We start from the raw sequence: 18,274 nt of genomic DNA on the forward strand, positions 1-18,274 counted from the left end.
CGGTGTCCAGCGCAGTTGATGTTTACTTCTGATGATACCCCCCGGGGTGGCTCGGTTCAGATCGCCACAAGCCCTGTCCCCTGCTCTTCACCGGGAACGCAATGCTTTAAAGCTTCACTGTCTGGCTGACCTGTTGCCGCTTCCCTTGCTGACTTCCCGGCATGGCACCCGGTGCATAACGTCCAGAGATTTCGCTCTGCGTTATCACCACCGAACTGAAGCGCGATGCGGTGATCAAGTTCACTTTCATGCAGGTCAACGGGGCGCGCGCACATGCAGCAATGTCCACCGTCCCGCACCCATATACGCCGCTTGAGTCCCACACGGGCGCTGCCACTTATGCGCCGCTGCTCACCATAAACAGGTTTGATGCGCCTCGTATCAATCACTTTCAGCCTAGGTTTCAGTGTCGTTAGCTTAACCATGTAACCTCCAGGCGCGCCGACGCTCGGTGCGAGGAATCTGGTCTGGATGTCGCTCGACAGGTTCGCCATCAGCATGGTCAACCAGCGACCAGCAGGGGTAGACCACTGGCGCACCCCATGCATCACCCAGCGCGAAGTCAGCGGGCTTGCTGCTGTCCCAGCGTGCCAGCACCCTCGGCATATGCTGAGGCGGCACGCTGTAACACACGCCATGAATGAGCTGCGGCAACGTGATGTAGTCGGCTCGCGTCCTGTCAGCGGCAATCAGCCGCTCAGCAATCTGCGCCTGATACTGTGGAGGGCGGCCAGTGCCGAGGTAAAAACTAATCAAGTCATCAGGCTTGTCATTAAGCCAGGGAATAACCTTATTGGTAAACCACGGCACCGGCAGTGCATCATCCTCCAGCACCACCACACGGCATGGTTGTGTGGAAGCCCATTCGAGTGCCCGACGGTGATTCCAGTTCGCACCATGATTATCCTCATCAATAACAAGGTGCGCGCCGATATGAGAGGCCAGAGCATCGGCATGCTGACGCCGGGAGTGATGGCCAACAACAACAAATCTCACTTGTGCTGCCACCATGCCACCTCTTTACCAATACCGTTTGTTTTGAAAACCGTATGCACTGCCGGGCCTGTCACGATGCGATCGCCAAAGCGTTTCGCCACAATGCCAAAGGCCAGCATATCGCCGACGGCTGCCGGTGCTTTCTCAGTCTTCCAGAAGCGGTGGCACTCCAGCAGGTAATACAGCCGCACAATGCCATGAGCAAACGGCATCACGTCTTCACGCAGGCCGCCAAGCAGCCCGGCGTTAAGCATCACGTCGTTGCGGTGCTGGTCGATAAAGTCCTGATAGATGCGCTCGGGGTGATGCTGACGCGCCCAGGCATCGGCATAGGTCTTAGGTTCGGAGCCTACATAAACCATACCCGGCACCATATCTGCCCACGGTTCGCGGAGCATTTCGACATCGGTACCGTCGGTACACCACACGGAGTGATACTCCGGATGATCGCGAAGGTGCTGCCAGATATGCAGCCACCGCCGGAAATAAACGTTCATCGCTACTTCCGGCACATTGACCAGACTGGCACCGGGTGGTGCGCTGGTGAGCTGGTCTGCAAGCACTACCGCATCAGCGCCTTTGATAGATGCCGACCAGCGCGCGAGCATGCCGGGCTCGGCCGTCATACGCTCATTGCGCTGCGGGTCGGGCTGGCTGGTTAACAGCGTGGTGATCACCACATCATGCCACTGGCGGTACTCTGCATAGCCGGTATACCCGGTGTCGCGCCGCTCGTTGTGAATCCGCACGTTGCGCTTAACCTGCTCTTCGCGATCCGGGCGCGGTACCGAACGTTCAACAAGTTCATGCTCGTCCAGCGAGTGAATGAGCTTTTCTGAACCAACCACATCGGCGAACGCCCACGACGTCAGCCCGGCATTGTGGATGCGCATCGCCAGATCGCTATGCTCATACATGCCGCGACCGTATATCGGATCAAAGCCGCCGACGCGCTCAATCACGCTGCGGTGGTAGTAGAGCATCACGCCGCGCTGGCCGCTGTAAGCAACATGCTTATCGTCGCGATACAGCACTGCGATATCGTTCAGCTTGCGCGCGCCAGCCAGATCGAGAAACTGATAACTCAAATGCGGCTCGGGTGAGTCGATATAAGGCAACCACCATCCATCAGCAACCGGCCAGGCGTCATCGTCCCACAGAAACAAATGTTCGCAACCGGCATCCATCAGCGCAGCCAGGCTGGCATTCTTCGATGCCACGATGCCCAGCGATTTTTCGTGCCTGATCAGCTTAACGCCGTCGGGTACAACTGCTGGTGGCTGTGAACCATCGTCAACGACAACCACCAGCGCGCCAGGAGGAAGATGCTTGAGTTGATGTTCCAGCGCCTGGCTCAGCACACCAGCGCGATTATGAGTGGAAATGGCAATGCCGATACAGCTATTAGGTTGATTGCGCATAGGCGCGTACGCGACACCATCAATAGTGACCTGCATAATAATATCCATTATTAATTGAGACAGAATTTATCGGTGGTGCTAAATTCATGGATACTAATTACTAACTTTTGTTAAGGGATCCTAATGACAACAATAAATTTTGAACTAATCAGACAGAGGGCAGATTCAAATGGACCCGCCCTAAATAAGGTCAGAGACAAATTTTTTTTAGAATTGGTTGCAGAACATGAATACGCTTATTCAAAACTGAGCCCAAGTCTTTATAATATTTCAGTACAAAATAATGAATTAAAATTAGACCTTAGCTCTATCGGTTTAAACATTAAGACTGAAGAAAGATTTATTTTCGTAAAAAACTCAGTAATAAAGCAATTATCTTTTTTACATCATGATGTATTGCGACAAAATATCATCCTGATCTGTGATATTTATCTTTCGACTAACGGTACCTTTTCATTATCACCGGGAGGGGATCCAATTGGTGCGTTAGGGAACGGGTATTCATACGACAACTTCTTTAACCATTTCTTTAATGCATTGAAAACAAAAGGCTTGATAACTTCTGACTACTGATTAAATGTACGGCGGGTGTTAAAATCCTGCCGTACCGAAGTTTTTTTCCTCGCTTATTACATGCACTGCTGCCTGATATAGTCCTGCAAGTAGTTCACTTGCCCGGTGATTGCGCTGATTCGCTCTCTGAGGGTGAAATAATCCCGTTGAGCGGCGTCAGTAAGTCGGGGGCCGGGCGGTGCCGGACGCTCCGTTCGCTGGCCATCAGGCGTTGAGCTGCAACCGGCGTTTGCCAGTAGCAAGGTCACGTTCAAGCTGATCAATAGTTGCATGCATATAATCCTTCTTTTAGTTGTGAGCCTGTCGCATGGGATAGCCGCCCGAGAAAACAGCTTTCCCCAAGCTCACGACTGAAAGACTCTCGATTGTTTAGCGCATGCGAAGCGCAATAAAAAAGCCACCAGCAAATACCAGTGGCTTCATTGTTCAAAACTAAAATTAATCTCTTACACAAATCTCTTAATTCAAGATACCGTCTATTTTTTTCTGTACGAAACCTTCAAAGAGTTTCCTGGAAACATCCATCAGCGTACCAAGGCTGGCATCCTTAAATCCGGTTTTGACTGTAGCCCATACTTCCTTATTCCGTATGGCCTCTAGGAAGTCATGCCCTGAAGCTGTCAGCCTAAGAGGTAGAACTGACCAGTGTGGAATCCCATCAGCTGATTCAATCACTCCAAAACCATCGTCTCCATCTGTCCTAGCAATCAGACCCCGATCATCAAGTAATCTCATATGGAAAACGAAAATATCACTTTCGTAGCTAAAACCTTGTTCGTTAAGTTCAACAATATCAGTCTGCGGCTTATCGGAAGCTTCAAAAGCTTCCAACAGCCCTTTGAGATAATCTGGTTCTATCTTCATATGTTACCCCTTGTTAATTACAGGGATAAAGTAGCATTTTCACAGGCACTCAGTGAATGCCTGCTGTAATGCCTGAGTCGTAAAATTTATCTCAGGAAGAGGTTGGCGGCATGCTCGCCATCTACGAACACATCACACTCCCTTGAGTCACGGGAAAACTTACAGCGAGCCATAACTTTTTGCCCCTTATAGGTACCATTGTAAACGTTTGTATAGCTTTGGCTGAAAGCTGCTGCGAGGCTTTTATCCTGGTTAAGGGATGTATCGTCAACCACCAGGACATCGTTCACCCACAACTTCAACATACCATTGGGCATATTTGCGCTAATGACCATACGCTCACCATTCGCGGAACGATAAGGTTGCTGTGCGGAGAAATTAGTACACCCTACAAGAAAAAGCGCTACAAACAATACATTTCTGAGTTTCATGGATACCATTTGACCTAAGTTAAATTATTGATTGAATTGGATTTACCATCAACAATAATAAAACTATCAATGCATAAAAGTACACATAAAAGCTGTTGTTATTTACAGCCACTTAATCATCAAATGCACTGCTCAATGTACGCTTGCAGACCCGCAATCATTTTCCCGCTGGTTTCGATTCGTTCGCTGAGTAACAACACAGAATCACTCTTTTTATTACCGCTTGCCCTTGCCAATCAGGAATTATGTGCAACAGTTAAAGAACCCTAACGTGGCTCCTACCCACACCAGGGAAACACTCAGGGATGAGCGTTAGTTAATGCTTGAACCTATCAGATAAACGAAATATTTCTCCATTCGCCCTCTTCGGAGGGCTATTTTTGTTGCTGCCGCTGACGCTCAATATCACGGATACCTGCAAAGTTGTTATTGCCCTGCTCGATAGTTGAAAGCAGCGGCCGAATCCACAGCACGGCCTGACAATACGTTATCCCGCCGGTGGCAACGGCACTAACATCGGCTGTATCAGGCTGGACGGAATCGGCGTGCATTGCGCTGGCACGTAAACGGTAGGCGTACTCGAGCAACCCGCGAGCAATGTCAGCAGGAACAGGCAGATCACAGGTTTTCTCACGGCGAAGAATCTCCCGGTATTCGATAATGGTTTTTTCGGCATCACCGGCTACCACGGCGTTTGCACTGGCTGCCAGTTGCGCCACCTGGTTAAACCGGTTCACGTTGAATGCCTGCGTGGCAATCACCTGCCCCTGTAATGCGTTGTCGCTCTTAAGGACGCGGTTATCGCTTTCTGCATTGGACAGGTCAGCTTTTGCAAACGCCAGCAGCGCTGCCAGAACGGCAATAACGACTACCGCCACAATTGATGCAATAGCAGTTATGCGGTTCATCACGCACCATCCAGGAATAACGCACGCTCTGCCTCACGGCGACGGGTAAGACCAGTCAGCACCTGCCCGCCAGCTTTGTTCCAGCGTAAGAACTCATCGGCGGCGCCGCGGTAATCACCGGCATTAAGTTTTTTCAGCAGAGTTGATGTGGAAAACGCCCGGGCGCCGAGGTTGTAGGCGAAGGAAACCAGCGCATCGAACTGACCCTGTGTCAGTTTAACTTTCATCAGTTTTGAAACGTCGCTCTCGTAGCTCACCAGCCCGGTACGCAACAGACGTTCAGCTGTTTCCTCTTTGATGGTCATCCCGGCGCGGATCGGTTTCCCGTCCACCGGCTGCGTCCAGCCGTAGCCTATCGTCCACACGCCGACGCTGTCCTGATATGCCGTCAGCCGCAGACCTTCAAACTGTTTGATGAGCGTAATGCCCTTATCGCTGATCTGCATTATTCTGGCCTCAGTACGTGAAAAATCCTGGCTATGTTACCGCGCGCCGCGAATACAGCGGCGCAGATGATGAGATTCATCAGCACGGTCGCCCAGTGGACATGGAAATAGAAATCGAACATGAAACGGAATGGCACCGTGGCATAAGCCAGGATGATCAGATAAGCCAGCCATGACGCCCACCAGTTGTGTCGCCCGCCGGGCTTACGAAACATCATCAGCCGCAGAACGATAGCGGTACTGGTCACCACGTTGGTCAGCACCAGCGGATCACTTGTTACCATTTGTCCCTCCCCGCCACCTTTGCAGCAGCGACAGGGGATCCTGTTCGCTGAAGAAGGTGAGCGTCTTAATCGCCACAGCGGAAAGCAAAACCGCGCCGAGCGCATCAAGCGGTTTATCACTGTAATGGGTGATGCTTGCCAGCATTGAACCCACCAGCCCGGAGCCATACACGCCAGCGAAGTAAGAAACGATGAAGTAGGCCGAACGGCGGAGAATCGTCAGATCGGCAGCCGTGGCGACATAGAACACGGCACCAGCGAACGCACCGAACACAACGCCGTAATCGGTACCAGTTAACAAGCCATACAAACTGGCACCGGTTAAAGCGCTTGCCGCCGCAGCGGAACCGGAAACAGGTTCGGACATTTAGCCCCCTCGTATATGCTGTGAGTCCTCTCAGAATGAGGGGAATAAAAAAGGCTGCCCGGAGGCAGCCCAAATAGCGAAACCCGATTAAACGGGCCTTTATGTTCTATTACCTTTCGCAGGCAACACTTCTGACACTTCAGCAACTGTCTGATTGAAGCGGTCTGTTTCAAGTTCAACACCGATCGCACGGCGGCCAAGTTTCACCGCTTCTTTAACCGTAGAACCTGAGCCCATAAAGAAATCAGCGATCAGATCACCGGGCCTGCTGCTGGCGTTGATAATGTCCCTGAGCATGTCAGCAGGTTTTTCACAGGGATGTTTACCAGGGTAGAACTGCACCGGCTTGTATGTCCATACGTCCGTATACGGAACCGCTGCGGTTACGGAAAAGGTACGCCGTAGCGATTTGTATTCTTCCAGTAGCTGGCAGTATTTTCGGTTAAGCGAATGGTACGTGACCACCAGCTGATGGTGTGGCTGAACCAGCCCACTCCGCTGATGCTTCTCTGACGCTATGCGCGTGAACAGCGCCTGCAACTTCAGGTAATCAGCTTCGCCCGGTAGTTGCCACTGGCTGGCGCCGAACCAGTGCGAAACCATATTCTTCTTGCCGGTGGCGTCTGCAATTTCCTTTGCCGTCACGCCAAGTGATGCGCGGGCGTTCCGGAAATATTCAATCAGGGGAGCCATCAGGCTTTGCTTTAGCTCAGTCCCTTTCTGCTCATATCCATCATCTTTAGGTCGGTACGGCCCCAGATAATGTTCGGCGAAAAGAATCCGCTCAGTCGCCGGGAAGTAAGCCCGCAGGCTTTCTTTATTACAGCCGTTCCACCTTCCGGACGGTTTCGCCCAGATGATGTGATTCAGCACGCTGAACCGGCGGCGCATCATCAGTTCGATATCTGCCGCAAGCCTGTGGCCGCAAAACAGATAGATGCTGCCCGATGGTTTGAGGACTCGCCAGAATTGCGCCAGGCAGCCATCAAGCCACGTTAGATAATCCTCGTCGCCTTTCCACTGATTGTCCCAGCCGTTCGGCTTGACCTTGAAGTAAGGCGGATCGGTAACAATCAGGTCAATTGAGTTATCTGGAAGAGTTGCGATGTAATGCAGGCAGTCAGCATTGATTAAATCAACACTGTTTAAATTTACAGTATTTTTCATGGATCAGTCAGCGGGACTCTGATAGGCTCACTATGCTTTTGCGCTAAAGCGGTGGGCCCTGGTTCGCTTGTGACCTCAAACATGAGCGAATGGCTGGTCGGGTGCTACAACACCCACCAGCCGCCCATTTCCACAAAAAGAAAACCCCGCTTAAGCGAGGTTACGAAATGCTTTAAGTTGGTGTCCAAGAGACCACTCTTAGCATACTATATTGAAAAATGCGGACCGCAGTAGTATTTTTTTGCCTAAGACGAATATAGTTATGAAATGAACATAAGCCAGAAGGATAACATATGGATTTTGCTATCAATTTTTCTGATAGAGATGAATTTCAAAGACAAAGCATAGCAAGCAATATAATCAAGTTAATCGATTCAGAAATAGATATATCACCACTAGTAATTGACGGCGCATGGGGGACTGGTAAAACAGAGTTTAGTTTAAAATTAAAATCACTCATATTAAATGAAATGGATGCACATGTTATTTATATAGACGCATTTAAAAGTGACCATACAGATGCCCCTATAATAAACATAGCGGCGGCCATATATTCATTAATCCCTGAAAAAGACAAAAAAACATTTTTAGAAAAATCATTACCAGCATTAAAATTTGGCTTAAAAACCACTCTCAAAGCAAGTAGCGCTTGGATCTTAAAGCAAGATTCTGAAAATATTGCTGAGGAGTTTTCTAACGCTCTAAAAGAGATATCTGATAAAAGCATTGAAAAAACGATCGAAAACCTACTTGAAGAACATTCAAAACATGAGGAAAACATAAAAGCACTAAAGGAATTCCTTAAGAAAATCTCAAAAGACAAAAAAATAATTATTATCGTCGACGAATTAGACAGATGCCGCCCAAGTTATGCGGTTAGTTTTTTTGAGAGCATAAAGCATATATTTGAAACAGATAATGTGTATTTTATTTTAGTTGCAAACATGGGGCAAATAAGGGCTTCCATTCGTCATGCATATGGCAACGCAGTTGACTCAAAAAAATATCTAGATAAGTTCATCAAGTATACAATCCCACTGCCACATGAATTTTATGATAGTAATGAAAAAATACGTATTACATCTGTCCTTCATTGGATTAATAATGTTAAAACCAGTAAGTCAACGTCAAAATGTGATTTCCTCGCTACCTTTCCAATAATCGATTTAATTGAACAATCCAGGTTATCACTAAGAGAGATAGAATCATTGCTTAGATATTTAGAAGTATACCAAACCGTAACCCGGAGACCACTTATAAATCATGGTGTATATGATTTTGTGTCATGGAGTGTCTTTATGGGAATATTTATGCATTGTTTCTGTGACAGAGAAACGATAGATAACTTTCCATCTGAGGCATCAATAAAAGTCATGGCAGGAAAACTAGGAATAAAGTCTCTCAACCGTCTTAGGCTTGATTCAACAAGACCTCAAATAATAAACATTACTTTCCTATTATATATTAAGCAATTCGGCTATACAGATGACACCTTTTACAATCCAATAGTTCTAGAAGATAAGGTGAAAATTTTTTTAGATGACCAACAAATTAATTTTCATCATGCTTGCAGGCAGGTTGTAAATACAATCGAAGCAACTTTAAAGACTTTATCTTTCCTCTAGGAAATCCCCTTGCTAATCAATAAGCAAGGGGATGCTAATTTATTTATCACAGTCAAGCTTAACATCTAATATGGCTAAGCAACCTTCAATAAATCCTTCTGCTAACAGCATTTCGATACGGATCTGCTTTTCGCTCTTCTTCCTGTTCTTTGCCATCTGGCGCTTCGAAACCATATAGACGTAATGCCCGACCAGCAGGTGGTAATCGTAAGGTCGCTTCTTCATAAGACGAGCCATACAGCCTTCAATAATCAATCCATCATTATCTGAGCACATCATTCTCGTCTTGCTCGATTGCGGAAGAAGCCCTTTAAACCCGGCAGCAATTGGTGAAAAGTCGACGTTGCATGAATCGCTAGCCGCCCACGCCCCCCACAGTTCCAGTACCTTTTGAATATCACGCATCAGTCATCTCCACTTTACGCCAGCACGCCGATGGCCAGCGCGCGATCTAAAAAACGAAACAGCAGCACAAGCTGGCTGCCATATTTTTCTTCAAATGCCACGGTGTCAGCGTGCAACGCGTCGTGATGCGCTCTGCAAAGCGGGATCACAAACAGGTCGTGCGCCTTGGTACCCATTCCACCATTACCGTGGCCGATAAGGTGGTGGGGATCGTCTGCCGGGTTGTTGCAGCACATACATTGCTGCGCTTTAACCCAGCGGGTGTACTTCTCGTTTTCCCAGCGGCGGCGCTTCGGGCGCTGCATGAAGGATTCAGGCGTCTCCGGATCGATGTGCAGCGACAGCACCTGCTTTGCCACTTCCTCAACAATTTCCCGCGCCTTCGGCATGCCGGGCACCAGATCAAGCTCGCGCGTTACCGATTTAATGACCGGCTTAGGCATAAGCAGAACCTGCCGTGCGGCCTCCTCCGGCAGCGCGTCGGCGAGGCCGTAACGCGCCAGCCACCAGCAGAATTCCGGCAGCGTCAGTGAATGGGAGTCGTCGAAGCCAAGCTCACGGCGTGCGGTCGTGAGGATGTATGAGGCGCAGTTCGCCCTTGCTATGGCTGCCAGTTGCTCTGTGCTGTGCTCGCGAAGGATGTTGTCGCAGTGCCAGCACAGCCGGATCGCACCCGGCGCGTGGCGCATGGTTGTCATGTTCTCATCGTGCCAGCTTTCGTGTGGCCACTGGCATCCGGTACCGGATTCAAGCCAGCTTTCCAGGCCGTTGATGCCGCCAGCGCGGCGCAACACCGCTTCATTTTCGAATACGCCAGCCAGTGCCGGATCTTCCGCCAGCGGCTGCTCTGCTGGTGGCAGTTCACCGTTCGGCATACCCGCCAGGCGCTCGGGTTCATTCTCAAGCAACATGCGGCCGCGGCGAAAATACGGCAGTAGGCTGGTGCCGGGACGGAACATGACAAGCCCAAGCTCAGTTACCACGACGGGGTTTAACAGAACCCTCACTCTGCGCCCTCCTTCGCGATATGTGCAGCCCACAGACCGCCAATCCACTGCACACCTTTTGCCGTAAATCGTGCCTGGCTGAATGCATGATTGTTTTCGGTGCTGGTACCGGTTTTCACTTCGAACCGGCCAAGAGCGATATGACGATGACGCGGCGTCAGCGTGCCGCCAAGGCGATACAGAATGTCGTTATCCAGCAGGAAGCAACGAAACTCGGGCTCTTTGGCGTTAAGCAGCTTCGCCACCTGTCGGAATGACATTGAGCCTTTCGCGGAGCAATAACGGTCGACAAACTCAACCTTTGGCGCAGCGGCGGCAAGTTCTTGCTTAAGTTGTTGTTGCTGCTCTGCAAGGTCAGCAGCGAGGCGCAGCGCTTCAGGTAATGACTTCGGCACCTGCATTGCCTGCTGGCTTTCCAGTTCCTGCCAGCGGTCGACAAGGCGCGCCGTAAATTCAGGCGAAAGCTGAGCTACGACGATATAGCTGTCGCGCTTGCCAATCTGGTAAACCGCCACCGACTGCCCGAGGTGGTTTCTAACTTCCCCCAATGGAGGAAGTTGGATAACCCCGCGCTCTGCCAGTCTCTCGATGGAGCGCTTAACGTGGTCGTGACGAGATTCAACCAGATCAGCAATGTCCTGGCTGCTCATCGTTAGTACCTGCCCGGCCAGCAATGAATGATGTTGTGAACAAAGCTGTGTTGCGTTCATCTGTTGCATGCGTATCTCCTTTAAGCGGCTGCAACCGCTGTTGGTTCAAACCTGATGATCGTGATCTCCACCCTGCCGCCCTTCACTACCGGCCCCCACTCCACCAGCAGGCGTTTAACCTGGCTGTCGTCCTCCCACACTCCGGCATGCGTCAGCGCGTCAAACAGCGCCTTGTTGTAGTTGTCGATGTCGCGGCGGCGCACATCCGGCGGGTAGAGAATGACTTCCACCGAGGCAGGTTCGCTGGATGGCTTTGGCAGACGGCGCAACTGCTCAATAATTGCTGCGCAGGCCTCGCTCTGGTACTTGCGCCCGGCTTCGCTGATAAGATGGCGGCCTTTCAATGGTCCCTTATTCGGGGCGCGCCAGTAGGTGTTCACGCTGGGCGGGAAAGGTAATTTCAGCTTCATGCCGCGGACCCTCTGCGTTTCAGCCATTCCTGAGCCAGATCAGCCGAGCTTTCCTCGCCCTCCAGGAGCGCGCGGATCACTTCTTCGGCCTCATCGAGGGCCAGTGTGTCGTTTACGCCAATCACTTTGATGCCTCGCGCGGTGCCGCTGGCGATCGTGATGTAGCCTTTTTTCACCAGGGCGCGAAGGTGTTCAAAAGCAGCGTTGCCCGACGAGACGCCGATCAGCGCCGCAAGCTCGGTATAGGTCGGCGGGTAGCCGTGCATGTTGTGAAAATCCACCAGCGCATTAAGCACCTGTTGCTGTCGGTCAGTCAGTGGTTTACGTTCTTCCACGGTTCCCCCTCAGAGAATAGCCACGATGTCGGTTGCGGTTTCGCGCGTGCTGCCTTTGCTCGATATGGCGCGGCGGGCGCTGACGTGGTGCAGGTCGAAGCCATGCCCCTTGTAAAGCTCGATGATGCGAGGCGCGGTGGAATTGCTGATCACCACTCTGGCACCACGCTGATGCGCAGCAACACAGCAGCGCGCTAACTCCCGCTGGTCGTCCCACGTAAACCCACCAGCGGCATAGTTGGTAAAACCGGCGGTACCGGGCATAGGTTCGTATGGCGGATCGCAGTAAACGACATCACCCTCACCTGCCAGTGCCAGCGTGCGGATGTAACCGGCATTCATGAACACGCAGCGGCGCGACATAGATACAAAGGCGTTTATCTCGGTGGCGGGGAAATACGGTGCGCGGTATTTGCCATAGCCGACATTGAAACGCCCTTCGCGGTTGTAGCGGATCAGGCCATTGAAGCAGTGGCGGTTGATGTACAGGAAGGCGGCGGCGCGCTCAGGTCCGGACATGCTCTGGTTGTTGAACTCTTCGCGACAGGCGATATAGCTGTCTTCATCGTTCAGCTTTTCAAAGAATCCCCTGGCCCACTCGGTTACCAGCTCGGGAACCACTGTCAGCATCTGGTACAGGTTGATCAGATCAGCGTTTACGTCCGCCAGCAGGAAACTTTCATGCTTATCGGAGTTGATGAACACCGAACCGCCGCCCACAAATGGCTCAATAAGGCGTTTACCTGCCGGGATGAGGCAATCCAGTTCCGGGAGCAATGAATACTTGCCACCAGCCCATTTGAGGAACGGGCGCTGCCATGTGCGCGGTGCTGGTTCAACAACCGGCAAAGCTGCAGCAATGCGTTCGCCAATCCAGCGCATGACCGGTACAGCCATGCTGTTGCCGATCGCTTTGTAACGTGGGCCATCCGGGCAATCGGCAACATCTTTGCCGCGCCACGCAATCAGAGTGTGATCGTCAGGGAATCCCTGTAGGCGTTCACATTCGCGCGGTGTCAGCCGGCGAACAGATAACGCATTTACGACTGCCGGAGGCTGGCCGCTGTTAGCGTGGCTTGTGTCGTGGTTGCCGGCGCGGATGGTTGGCGATAAATCAACTGTGGCATCAGCGCCATGATCCTTATAGCTGAAGGCGATGCAGGCATTTTCCTGCCCATGATTGCGCCCTAATGTATGAGCCAGTTCGCTATTAACATCAGGATCCTGTGTGCCATGAACCGCGAAGGTTTCAACATCAAAATCGCTGCGCTGCCCTTTAGCGGTTAAGCAAGCGGCAACGTCAATATTTCCGCTGGTGTTACCGCCGCCAAATGCAACCACAGGAACACCACGGCCGGTACCATCTTCGCTACCATCAAAGCCTTCACTTTTCAGGGTGTGGCTGACATCACCATTAGCGCACTGGGCGAAGGGTATGAAATGCCCGGCAGCAGCCCCTTCAGGTCTGCCACCAGCGACACCGGTAAAAGAATTGGCTGATATCGTTCCTACTACTGGTTGCAGATGTCCGGCTTGTGCCTGGTTGTCATCTGCGCCACACGTTCCAACGCCTCGCGCAGTAAGGGCGGCAACTGCCGATTGCGGTTCTCTGCGCGGCGGAGTATCCCGGCGCACGCCTTCGAACTCAAAAAGTACTTTTGCGGGATCGAATCCACTTCGAGCACTTGCGACAATGAACACACGCTTGCGTCGTTGGGCCACTCCGAAGTATTGGGCATCTCTGACAATCCAGGCCAGCGCGCGCTGTGGTCCATAAATACAACCACGCTGTGGCCATGTCGCAACGTGCTGACGGGTCTTTTTGTTCCAGTTCCAGAATCCGTTGCTTTTTCCTGTTGAAGGTCGTTCACCAGGTTCGATTGCTTCATCTTCACCAGCCAGCCCGGCAAGGAGGTGCCCGAACGCGTTGTCTTTGTCCGAGAGGACGCCCGGAACGTTTTCCCAGACGATGACTGTTTCTTCTTCACCGCGGTCGCGGCGCTTGTCGTCGATGGCATCTGCTAATTCCACATATGAAAGGGTTAATTGCCCGCGCGCGTCGTCGAGCCCGTTGCGTAAACCAGCAATGCTGAACGCCTGGCATGGCGTTCCGCCAACAAGAATGTCAGGTGCTTCAACTGTTCCGGCGCGAACGGCCGCAGCGATTTTGGTCATGTCGCCAAGGTTGGCAACTTCAGGCCAGCGCGTCGCCAGCACTGCAGCCGGGAATTTTTCTATCTCGGCGAACCACGCCGCTTTCCAGCCCAATGGTCCCCACGCTACGGTGGCGGCTTCAATGCCACTGCAAACTGATCCGTATCTCATGACCGGAACCCCGCGTTCTCCGGCAGCGAATAATCCACATTCTGAAAACTGGCGCGCGTTGCTGAACTGTTCACCCATTCGCCGTTACGGCGTTCCGGGCGCCCTGCCTCAACCCACTTGTTCGCGGCCTGAAGGTAACCAGGGAATTTTGACGGCAGGAAAAGCGTTGTCGGGCGCAGGTATTCAGCCATGCGCAGATCCTGCCCCCATTTTGCGGTCGTGTAGTCCACAACAAGTTCAAGTTCAGCAACGGTGAAACCGTCACCAAGGCGGGCGCGGATGTTATCCAGCGAGGATTTACTGACCTGATACCGTGATCCGGTCTTCTGGTTGAGGTACGTCAGAACCTGTTTAGCCTGATCGGTGATCACCATCGCATCGTCGGGTTGCGCAGCAACCGGACAAGAAGGTTTTTTATCTGATGGATCTTGTTTTGAATTTACTGACGGATCCCCGCCAGATTCTGGGGGGTGAAAACTGCCGGTTTTGCTCGATTTCGACGCGTCGAATTTTGACGGGTCAGATTTTGATGCATCAGATTTTGATGCGTCAGATTTTGATGGGTCAGAATCTGACAGGTGAGAAAAAGCAGCAGCCTGGAGTTTTGCCACGTTGAGTTGATAGACGTTAGATGCATTGCGGTTGCCGTTGCGGCGCTGTTTGCGTGACAGCCACCCTTCATCCTCCAGCTTGCCAATGGCGGTGCGCACAGTGCTAACGCCTGCGCCAAGCTGGCGGGCAATCGTCTCGATGGACGGCCAGCACACGCCCTCGTCGTTACTGAAGTCAGCCAGGCGCGCCATGATCGCCACGCTGGACAACTTCATGCCAGAAGCGGCACAGGCGTCCCAGACGTAACCGGTTAATTTAGTGCTCATGGTCGTCCTTTATTTCTCTGAATTTACGCTGGAACTGCTCAAGCGGGCTGAAGCACTCGTGCTCGTAACCTTGCCGCAGGTAGATAACGCGCTGCGTTTCTGGCTCCCAGCGGATGACACGCACAGGGACGCCGTACTGGTCTCTGAATCTGCGGTTGAGTTCGCGCATAGCTGCCTCGCCTTCCGGTAATACACCCCCACGATTGCCGCCGCCCGACTGTGGTTACATGACACCCAGCGGTTTGATAATCTGCGCTCATACCGAAACAGAGGAGCGCCCGGAACGGGGATCATCCTCAGTTGCGGTAAGCGGCTTTTAGCCGTTAAACTGTTCATGCGTTGGTATCTCCACTACGATCGACACGCCGCGACGCCGGGAGCTGCAACTCGCCGGCGTCAACTTTTTCTGGCGCGCAGAAAACACGAAACAGCAGCGTTAAATGCTCCTGCCACTTCGCCATTACCTGATAGCTGTTCTCTTCGATTTGTTCGCGTTCCGCCTGGTCAATAACCCCGTCAGCAGTTGCCTTTCTGAGATAGGTTGAGTGCTTGCCGATCCACTCGATTGATTCCATCAAGCGCTGGTTGATGTCGGCATTGTCGATGTCATCCACTGCCACCAGTGGCACGTTCACACTGTTGGACTGGCGCGATACGGCATCAGCGATATGCTTCGTGTCGCTTGCCTGCTGAAGAACCATTGCCCAGCCCATCGGGAACACCTGATCGCCGCCGTCACGCAGGCGATTAAAAAGCGCATCAGTAGTTACATCGAGGATTTCAGCGGCTTCCGCATAGCCGCCGGGCAAAGCCGCGATAGTCTTGCGTATTGCAGCCACCAGCCACGCCGGTTGCTTTTCTACTTTCCAGTGTTCATTACCCACGGTTAACCCCTTGATTCTGTGGTTACGCTTTAACAGCGCTTTCGTTAGGCTTTTGGTACATCTTTGCGTCGTATTTCAAAGCGCCATCGGTAATGCGCTCGATTACAAAAGCTTGCTTTTCAGGAATGACATTCCCCCATCGGCACACTGCAGGGTGAGAGATTCCAAGAGCGCTGGCAGTTTTAGAAATGCCACCGAAATGATTTACAACATCGCTTTTGCGCATAATTCCTCCTATATGATGACGTTTTAAAGGTAACAAAAGGTACATTAAATAGCAAACAACAGTTACATGGGAAATTAGTAACATTAGTTACATGAAAACTGAAATGAATGACCGCATCCGCTCCCGGCGCCTACAGCTGGATATAACGCAACAATCGCTTGCCAAGCGTCTCGGGGTGAGTCGTGTATCCGTTACTAAATGGGAAAGTGGAACGACTAAGCCAGATGGTGAGAATCTTCACCAACTGGCTTTAGCGCTTGGTACAACTCCAGAATGGTTGCTGTATGGTCAAGGGGATAACGTCACGGACGACACAAAGTTGGTGCCCTTCGTTAAGCCAACAACAGCAGTACCAATTATTTCCGCTGTCCAGGCCGGACTCTGGACAGATAGCTACGCAGCAGCGAGGCTTTCAGACGTGATTACATGGACGCAAACCACAGCTGATGTTTCTGCTGAGGTTTTTGGGTTAGTTGTGAGAGGGGAATCAATGACGAACCCGAATGGCCTGCCATCAATACCAGAGGGATCGATTGTCATTGTCGAGCCAAACTACGGTCAGCTTGATGAATTATATGGAAAAATAGTTGTAGCCATCTTAGATGGTTCATCAGAGGCAACCGTGAAAAAACTGGTGTGGGATAGCCCACATAGTTATCTAATGCCCTTAAACCCAGCTTTTAAACCAATCGCTATCAACGGCAACTGTCGTATTGTTGGTAAAGTAGTTCAAGTCACTCAGAACCTTTAATCTCCCTAAGAGTAGCCAACATTCGCGTGGCTATTTTTTTACCCTGCAATGTAACTTAAAGTACATTTACGCTTGACGATATTGGTAACTAAAGGTACCTTTAATTTATCGGCGTATGGCACATGTGTCGTTAGCGGTCCGGTGGGTTCCCTTGACAGTATCCCTAACCCAAGCGGGTAGCCGGAATGTGCAAGCCAGCCCCGTACTTCGGCCTGAGCGATTCACCATCGTGGCGATTCGGTGTGACCACCGGGAAGAGTCCGGTAAAACGCGGCGGCTAAAAGTGTGCTCTCGGATAGCTAAGGATTTCGATAACGGTGTGGCGGGCCTGCTCGACGCTCTCAGTGTAACCGGGGATTTCGACGGGAGCCTCCTTGATGAAATCCACAGCATCATCGGTGCTGATGGTGCCGTCGGAAATAAAAGCCGAGATCAGCGCAACGGTAAATTCAGACCGTGCGACAAGGTTTACAACGTTTTTCTCGGCTACTGCCTGAGCCTCTTTCAGGCGGGCAATTTCGAGAGTCAGTTGGTTGATTTGTTGCTGCAGCACCGTGTCCATATTCGAGTCCTTCTGATTGGGTGAGAACACCAGGACAACACCGAACCTGATGTGGTTAAAAGCCAGGCACACAACATGAAAGCGCACTCCTTCTCTCATCAGTTATGGGTGGCAGGTGTGATTAAGCGGGAGTGCGCTTCCAGTTGTGGTGAATTGCAGTCGCTTCGACGGAAACCAGAAGATAAGCGTCTGGCACCACACAACAGTATAAATGCCAATGGTAGTTTTTGGCGGCGTCGGATCTTTCCCGTGAGGGCGCCGCAATTTTTTCTCATAACTGTAAGCGCGTTCCGGCCTCTTCCCCTGAGTGTCTGGTCGTTAATGCAAACCCTTTCCGGAGCGCGCTTTCAATTATGTGGAGATGCCACAGGCGGTTGCAGCCGCCCGCTTCATTAAGCGCCCTGCACCGGGCGTTTATTAAAGCGAACAGTCATTAATTATCGCCACCCGGCGAGGGATTCGTGCATCCCAAAATCGCGCGTTGCAGCGCGCAAAGGAGATACAACGCAATGAGACAACAACTGGCATCAATGACCATTATCGAGCTGGTAAGGACCGCCAACAATTACGCCACCAGCATCAAGCAGGCCGGTGTTTATTCCGATCTGATTAAAGAGCTGTCTTCTCGCCTTGAGGCGTTGAACCTCGCATACATCGCCAAAGTGTGCAGCCAGTCAGCGACATCAACCGAAGCGGAGC

24 protein-coding genes and 1 pseudogene are annotated in these 18,274 nt (G+C 51.6%); 3 read left to right on the forward strand and 22 right to left on the reverse strand.

Going from position 1 to position 18,274, the window contains the following annotated elements:
- Positions 1 to 56 precede the first annotated feature (56 nt).
- The 3 genes from H650_RS06065 to H650_RS06075 are packed head-to-tail and all read right to left on the reverse strand — an operon-like array spanning position 57 to position 2,453.
- Positions 57 to 425, reverse strand: a complete 369-nt coding sequence (locus tag H650_RS06065; RefSeq protein ID WP_020454447.1) for an HNH endonuclease — start codon at positions 423 to 425, stop codon at positions 57 to 59.
- Positions 418 to 1,011: a hypothetical protein gene (locus H650_RS06070; protein WP_020454448.1), complete on the reverse strand. Its 594-nt coding sequence runs from the start codon at positions 1,009 to 1,011 to the stop codon at positions 418 to 420. Before H650_RS06070 ends, H650_RS06065 begins: the two co-directional genes overlap by 8 nt.
- Positions 993 to 2,453 carry a glycosyltransferase family 2 protein gene (locus H650_RS06075; protein ID WP_020454449.1) on the reverse strand — a complete coding sequence of 487 codons (1,461 nt, stop codon included), beginning with the start codon at positions 2,451 to 2,453 and terminating at the stop codon, positions 993 to 995. The genes H650_RS06070 and H650_RS06075 overlap by 19 nt, the downstream gene beginning before the upstream one ends.
- 87 nt (positions 2,454 to 2,540) lie before the next feature.
- Between H650_RS06075 and H650_RS06080 the strand changes: the two genes are divergently transcribed.
- Entirely contained in the window at positions 2,541 to 2,990 is a 450-nt protein-coding gene (locus H650_RS06080) for a hypothetical protein (RefSeq protein WP_020454450.1), read from the forward strand.
- Positions 2,991 to 3,046: 56 nt separating this feature from the next.
- On the opposite strand, the pseudogene H650_RS06085 reads toward H650_RS06080, so the two are convergent.
- From H650_RS06085 to H650_RS06120, 8 genes and pseudogenes are all read right to left on the reverse strand, one after another.
- Positions 3,047 to 3,257, reverse strand: a pseudogene (locus H650_RS06085) (lysis system i-spanin subunit Rz); the annotation flags it as partial.
- A 192-nt stretch (positions 3,258 to 3,449) separates the two neighbouring features.
- On the reverse strand, positions 3,450 to 3,854 hold the full coding sequence (locus H650_RS06090; protein WP_020454451.1) for a DUF2513 domain-containing protein: 405 nt from the start codon (positions 3,852 to 3,854) through the stop codon (positions 3,450 to 3,452).
- Between the two features lie 86 nt (positions 3,855 to 3,940).
- Positions 3,941 to 4,285 carry a hypothetical protein gene (locus H650_RS06095; RefSeq protein ID WP_044489425.1) on the reverse strand — a complete coding sequence of 115 codons (345 nt, stop codon included), beginning with the start codon at positions 4,283 to 4,285 and terminating at the stop codon, positions 3,941 to 3,943.
- A 374-nt stretch (positions 4,286 to 4,659) separates the two neighbouring features.
- Positions 4,660 to 5,193 (reverse strand): hypothetical protein, encoded by a 534-nt coding sequence (locus tag H650_RS06100; RefSeq protein WP_020454453.1) that lies wholly within the window; start codon positions 5,191 to 5,193, stop codon positions 4,660 to 4,662.
- Positions 5,193 to 5,642 (reverse strand): lysozyme, encoded by a 450-nt coding sequence (locus tag H650_RS06105; RefSeq protein WP_110093598.1) that lies wholly within the window; start codon positions 5,640 to 5,642, stop codon positions 5,193 to 5,195. Before H650_RS06105 ends, H650_RS06100 begins: the two co-directional genes overlap by 1 nt.
- Positions 5,639 to 5,923 (reverse strand): phage holin family protein, encoded by a 285-nt coding sequence (locus H650_RS06110; RefSeq protein WP_020454455.1) that lies wholly within the window; start codon positions 5,921 to 5,923, stop codon positions 5,639 to 5,641. Before H650_RS06110 ends, H650_RS06105 begins: the two co-directional genes overlap by 4 nt.
- Positions 5,910 to 6,290: a phage holin family protein gene (locus H650_RS06115; protein WP_020454456.1), complete on the reverse strand. Its 381-nt coding sequence runs from the start codon at positions 6,288 to 6,290 to the stop codon at positions 5,910 to 5,912. The genes H650_RS06110 and H650_RS06115 overlap by 14 nt, the downstream gene beginning before the upstream one ends.
- 99 nt (positions 6,291 to 6,389) lie before the next feature.
- Positions 6,390 to 7,457: a DNA-methyltransferase gene (locus H650_RS06120; RefSeq protein ID WP_020454457.1), complete on the reverse strand. Its 1,068-nt coding sequence runs from the start codon at positions 7,455 to 7,457 to the stop codon at positions 6,390 to 6,392.
- A 293-nt stretch (positions 7,458 to 7,750) separates the two neighbouring features.
- Between H650_RS06120 and H650_RS06125 the strand changes: the two genes are divergently transcribed.
- The gene (locus H650_RS06125) at positions 7,751 to 9,082 is read left to right on the forward strand and encodes a KAP family P-loop NTPase fold protein (RefSeq protein WP_020454458.1); all 1,332 of its coding nucleotides are present in this window, start codon (positions 7,751 to 7,753) and stop codon (positions 9,080 to 9,082) included.
- 39 nt (positions 9,083 to 9,121) lie between these two features.
- On the opposite strand, the gene H650_RS06130 is transcribed toward H650_RS06125, so the two are convergent.
- The 10 genes from H650_RS06130 to H650_RS06175 all read right to left on the reverse strand — a co-directional run bounded on the left by H650_RS06130 (position 9,122) and on the right by H650_RS06175 (position 16,262).
- On the reverse strand, positions 9,122 to 9,487 hold the full coding sequence (locus H650_RS06130) for an antiterminator Q family protein (RefSeq protein WP_020454459.1): 366 nt from the start codon (positions 9,485 to 9,487) through the stop codon (positions 9,122 to 9,124).
- Positions 9,488 to 9,501: 14 nt separating this feature from the next.
- Positions 9,502 to 10,494, reverse strand: a complete 993-nt coding sequence (locus tag H650_RS06135; protein ID WP_020454460.1) for a DUF968 domain-containing protein — start codon at positions 10,492 to 10,494, stop codon at positions 9,502 to 9,504.
- Positions 10,491 to 11,213, reverse strand: a complete 723-nt coding sequence (locus H650_RS06140) for a phage regulatory protein/antirepressor Ant (protein WP_020454461.1) — start codon at positions 11,211 to 11,213, stop codon at positions 10,491 to 10,493. Before H650_RS06140 ends, H650_RS06135 begins: the two co-directional genes overlap by 4 nt.
- Before the next feature lie 11 nt (positions 11,214 to 11,224).
- Positions 11,225 to 11,614 (reverse strand): RusA family crossover junction endodeoxyribonuclease, encoded by a 390-nt coding sequence (locus tag H650_RS06145; protein WP_020454462.1) that lies wholly within the window; start codon positions 11,612 to 11,614, stop codon positions 11,225 to 11,227.
- Complete coding sequence (locus H650_RS06150; protein ID WP_020454463.1) at positions 11,611 to 11,949, reverse strand: LexA family protein; 339 nt, start codon at positions 11,947 to 11,949, stop codon at positions 11,611 to 11,613. The genes H650_RS06145 and H650_RS06150 overlap by 4 nt, the downstream gene beginning before the upstream one ends.
- A gap of 9 nt (positions 11,950 to 11,958) precedes the next feature.
- Complete coding sequence (locus tag H650_RS06155) at positions 11,959 to 14,274, reverse strand: Dam family site-specific DNA-(adenine-N6)-methyltransferase (RefSeq protein WP_020454464.1); 2,316 nt, start codon at positions 14,272 to 14,274, stop codon at positions 11,959 to 11,961.
- Positions 14,271 to 15,152, reverse strand: a complete 882-nt coding sequence (locus H650_RS06160) for a conserved phage C-terminal domain-containing protein (RefSeq protein ID WP_020454465.1) — start codon at positions 15,150 to 15,152, stop codon at positions 14,271 to 14,273. Before H650_RS06160 ends, H650_RS06155 begins: the two co-directional genes overlap by 4 nt.
- Positions 15,142 to 15,321 carry a DUF4222 domain-containing protein gene (locus tag H650_RS24405; protein WP_071925208.1) on the reverse strand — a complete coding sequence of 60 codons (180 nt, stop codon included), beginning with the start codon at positions 15,319 to 15,321 and terminating at the stop codon, positions 15,142 to 15,144. The genes H650_RS06160 and H650_RS24405 overlap by 11 nt, the downstream gene beginning before the upstream one ends.
- A gap of 163 nt (positions 15,322 to 15,484) precedes the next feature.
- The gene (locus H650_RS06170; protein ID WP_020454467.1) at positions 15,485 to 16,036 is read right to left on the reverse strand and encodes a YmfL family putative regulatory protein; all 552 of its coding nucleotides are present in this window, start codon (positions 16,034 to 16,036) and stop codon (positions 15,485 to 15,487) included.
- A 22-nt stretch (positions 16,037 to 16,058) separates the two neighbouring features.
- Complete coding sequence (locus H650_RS06175) at positions 16,059 to 16,262, reverse strand: Cro/CI family transcriptional regulator (protein ID WP_020454468.1); 204 nt, start codon at positions 16,260 to 16,262, stop codon at positions 16,059 to 16,061.
- Positions 16,263 to 16,353: 91 nt separating this feature from the next.
- Between H650_RS06175 and H650_RS06180 the strand changes: the two genes are divergently transcribed.
- Complete coding sequence (locus tag H650_RS06180) at positions 16,354 to 17,013, forward strand: LexA family protein (RefSeq protein ID WP_020454469.1); 660 nt, start codon at positions 16,354 to 16,356, stop codon at positions 17,011 to 17,013.
- A gap of 277 nt (positions 17,014 to 17,290) precedes the next feature.
- On the opposite strand, the gene H650_RS06185 is transcribed toward H650_RS06180, so the two are convergent.
- Positions 17,291 to 17,575, reverse strand: coding sequence for a hypothetical protein (locus H650_RS06185; RefSeq protein WP_189660097.1), 285 nt, complete (start codon positions 17,573 to 17,575; stop codon positions 17,291 to 17,293).
- Positions 17,576 to 18,274: the final 699 nt, after the last annotated feature.

It is taken from the genome of Enterobacter sp. R4-368 (genome assembly GCF_000410515.1).
GTDB lineage: Bacteria > Pseudomonadota > Gammaproteobacteria > Enterobacterales > Enterobacteriaceae > Kosakonia.

Coding starts and splice junctions, on each gene's coding strand:
- H650_RS06065 (WP_020454447.1), bottom strand. CDS start 425: ATGGTTAAGCTAACGACACTGAAACCTAGGCTGAAAGTGATTGATACG.
- H650_RS06070 (WP_020454448.1), bottom strand. CDS start 1,011: ATGGTGGCAGCACAAGTGAGATTTGTTGTTGTTGGCCATCACTCCCGG.
- H650_RS06075 (WP_020454449.1), bottom strand. CDS start 2,453: ATGCAGGTCACTATTGATGGTGTCGCGTACGCGCCTATGCGCAATCAA.
- H650_RS06080 (WP_020454450.1), top strand. CDS start 2,541: ATGACAACAATAAATTTTGAACTAATCAGACAGAGGGCAGATTCAAAT.
- H650_RS06090 (WP_020454451.1), bottom strand. CDS start 3,854: ATGAAGATAGAACCAGATTATCTCAAAGGGCTGTTGGAAGCTTTTGAA.
- H650_RS06095 (WP_044489425.1), bottom strand. CDS start 4,285: ATGAAACTCAGAAATGTATTGTTTGTAGCGCTTTTTCTTGTAGGGTGT.
- H650_RS06100 (WP_020454453.1), bottom strand. CDS start 5,193: ATGAACCGCATAACTGCTATTGCATCAATTGTGGCGGTAGTCGTTATT.
- H650_RS06110 (WP_020454455.1), bottom strand. CDS start 5,923: ATGGTAACAAGTGATCCGCTGGTGCTGACCAACGTGGTGACCAGTACC.
- H650_RS06115 (WP_020454456.1), bottom strand. CDS start 6,290: ATGTCCGAACCTGTTTCCGGTTCCGCTGCGGCGGCAAGCGCTTTAACC.
- H650_RS06120 (WP_020454457.1), bottom strand. CDS start 7,457: ATGAAAAATACTGTAAATTTAAACAGTGTTGATTTAATCAATGCTGAC.
- H650_RS06125 (WP_020454458.1), top strand. CDS start 7,751: ATGGATTTTGCTATCAATTTTTCTGATAGAGATGAATTTCAAAGACAA.
- H650_RS06130 (WP_020454459.1), bottom strand. CDS start 9,487: ATGCGTGATATTCAAAAGGTACTGGAACTGTGGGGGGCGTGGGCGGCT.
- H650_RS06140 (WP_020454461.1), bottom strand. CDS start 11,213: ATGCAACAGATGAACGCAACACAGCTTTGTTCACAACATCATTCATTG.
- H650_RS06145 (WP_020454462.1), bottom strand. CDS start 11,614: ATGAAGCTGAAATTACCTTTCCCGCCCAGCGTGAACACCTACTGGCGC.
- H650_RS06155 (WP_020454464.1), bottom strand. CDS start 14,274: ATGAGATACGGATCAGTTTGCAGTGGCATTGAAGCCGCCACCGTAGCG.
- H650_RS06160 (WP_020454465.1), bottom strand. CDS start 15,152: ATGAGCACTAAATTAACCGGTTACGTCTGGGACGCCTGTGCCGCTTCT.
- H650_RS24405 (WP_071925208.1), bottom strand. CDS start 15,321: ATGCGCGAACTCAACCGCAGATTCAGAGACCAGTACGGCGTCCCTGTG.
- H650_RS06175 (WP_020454468.1), bottom strand. CDS start 16,262: ATGCGCAAAAGCGATGTTGTAAATCATTTCGGTGGCATTTCTAAAACT.
- H650_RS06180 (WP_020454469.1), top strand. CDS start 16,354: ATGAAAACTGAAATGAATGACCGCATCCGCTCCCGGCGCCTACAGCTG.
- H650_RS06185 (WP_189660097.1), bottom strand. CDS start 17,575: ATGGACACGGTGCTGCAGCAACAAATCAACCAACTGACTCTCGAAATT.